Origin of the sequence: Mesorhizobium sp. M2A.F.Ca.ET.067.02.1.1 (assembly GCF_004023285.1) — a bacterium.
Taxonomy (GTDB): Bacteria; Pseudomonadota; Alphaproteobacteria; order Rhizobiales; family Rhizobiaceae; genus Mesorhizobium.
This window is the reverse complement of sequence record NZ_RZSB01000847.1, coordinates 1-2,340: the sequence shown is the minus strand read 5'-3', so window position 1 is coordinate 2,340 and position 2,340 is coordinate 1. Positions and strand designations below refer to the sequence as shown.

General features: G+C 63.6%; 2 protein-coding genes. One reads left to right on the top strand and one right to left on the bottom strand.

All coding sequences use genetic code 11. The features are described 5' to 3' along the window. Nucleotides 1-466: 466 nt before the first annotated feature. Nucleotides 467-1,354, bottom strand: a complete 888-nt coding sequence (locus EOA28_RS32675; protein WP_127253607.1) for a DMT family transporter — start codon at nt 1,352-1,354, stop codon at nt 467-469. Between the two features lie 595 nt (nt 1,355-1,949). On the opposite strand from EOA28_RS32675, the gene EOA28_RS32670 reads away from it, so the two are divergent. Beyond that, nucleotides 1,950-2,340: acyltransferase (locus EOA28_RS32670; RefSeq protein ID WP_148671006.1), on the top strand; the 391-nt coding region annotated here is incomplete at its 3' end.

Genomic DNA, 2,340 nt, shown 5'->3' with positions numbered 1-2,340 from the left:
CTATTACCGCCGCCGTTCCCGCCGCTGTTTCCACCACCATTGCCGCCGCCGTTTCCGCCGCCATTGCCGGCATAGGCCTTGGTCACAACGACACCATCGAGGGAGAGACTGAAAGGCGCGACAACAAGCGCCAACGCAGTCAGCGCTTGCAAGACCAGCCTGCAGCCCCTGCGCGTTAAGCGCATCCCGCTCTCCCCACGCCAGCCCTTCAGCTCGTCGGCCGAACTACCCCACCGGCAATGTCGCAGCATAAGCATCCCCAATCAGCCCATGATTAGGAAGTGGCCCACGACCCTTGTCTTGTCCACTCGGACTTATTGCTATTTTCCATAGGACCTAAGTCTTATTTCAACCACCGGATGTGGTCGGATATTGCCGCGCGCGCATCGATTTCTCCAAGCCGGGCAACGCTTTGGAGCGCGTCGCTCAGAAATGGATTCTGGTGCGCCTGACGGCTCCCGTGGAGTCAGGCCGGCGAAGGCGCGGGCCGCCGCGCTGCGACCGCCGTGCCGAAGGCGGCGGCAATGACGGCGGCGATGCCGGCGCATTGCAGAAGGTTGAGCTTCTCTGCCAGAAACAGGAAGCCGGTCAGCGCGGCGCCCGCCGGCTCCAGGCATACAAGCATGCCGTAGACCCTGGCCGGCATGCGGGCCAGCACCAGCATTTCCAGGTAGAAGGGCAGCGCGCTGGAGAACAGGCCGACCACGGCCGCGCCGGCGATGACGTGCGGATCGCTGAAATAGGGCTGCGCGGCGCCGAAGCCGAAAGGCAGCGCCAGCACCGCGGCGATCGCCATGCCATAGGCGGAAGTGCGCGCGCCGAGTTCGGCGCCGGCCTTCTGCGCGAAGATGATGTAGAGCCCCCAGCAGGCGCCGGCCGCCAGCGCCAGTGCGACGCCCAGCGGATCGAGCCCGCGGCTGATCCCGGCAAAGGGCGACAGCAGCGCGATGCCGGCTATCGCCAGCCCCACCCAGAGAAGGTCGAGCAGGCGCCTGGAGCCGAGGGTCGCGACGAACAGCGGCCCGGTGAATTCCAGCGCCACGCAGATACCCAGCGGAATGCGCTGGAGCGCGGCATAAAACAGCAGGTTCATGGCGCAGACGGTGATGCCGTAGGCGGCGAGCCAGGGCAGGGTTTTCCGCGAGGGCAGCACCTTCCATGGCCTCAGCACCGCCGCCAGCATCAGCGCGCCGATGGCAAGCCTCAGCATGGTCGTGCCTTCCGGTCCCAGCACCGGGAACAGGCCCTTGGCAAAGGCGGCGCCGATCTGCACCGACAGCATCGAGCCAAGCAGGCCGAGCACGGGCACGGCGCCCATTTGCGCCTGCGGTTTTGCAATCGGCGTCGACGTCACTTGCTCTCCGTCCCCTGCCTTGGTCGGGACCGGAGATAAGGCCTTTGCGGCAGCGCCGTCGTGAGGCAGCGGGCAGCGGATGATGGGACAAGGCGGCCTCTTCCTCGGGCGGCAGGCCCGCTGCACCGCACAATAACTTGAAATTCAAGATGTTTCCGCGGACTCTTCTGTAGAATTTGGCGCCGCGATCGAGCCTTTCTTCCAATATCGCCATCATACTCGCTGCGGTTGCAAGGATAACTCTCCGACATCCATCGCGATTGATACTTTCTGCAGATCAGACCAATTGCCCATGAATTCATAGGACCATTGGATCAACCGTATGGATATCTCGTTGCACAACTATTTTCGGCCCACAATGGGATCACATCTTATTTCAGGATCGTAAGCATTTTGTGTTGCACCGCAACATCCGCCGCTACAATCGTGGAGCGGGGGCATGCCTGTTGGAGGATGCCAATATTGTGACTCGGATGGGCATTCTGCCGGCCGGCAGGGATTGCGCCCCGGGCTCGGACGGCAAGCGGTCGGCCCGCAGCGGCGAAATTTGCTCGCCCTCTGGCACATGGCGTGACCGGCCTGACGGATGCCGCTGATGGCGAACGCGCGCGACATCCAACTCGACGCATTGCGGGCCATTGCGGTGATGCTGGTGCTCTACTCGCATTTCCTCGCTCCAGGCGGCTCGTCCTTCGTCGGCCATCTCGGGGTCAGGCTGTTCTTCGTGCTTTCCGGCTTCTTGATCACGCGGCTGTTGCTGGACGCGCGTGACACCAGCGCATTCGCCTCCGGGCCGGCGCTGCGTTCCTTCTATGCCAGGCGCATGCTCAGGATATTCCCGCCTTACTTCGCGGTCCTGGCGCTCGCATGGTTCGCCTCGGAACAATCCAGGCCCTCGCTCGCCTGGCATGCGCTCTACCTCTCGAATTTCTGGTACGCGCGGCAGAACGACTGGACGCCCTGGCTGCTCTGCCATTTCTGGAGCC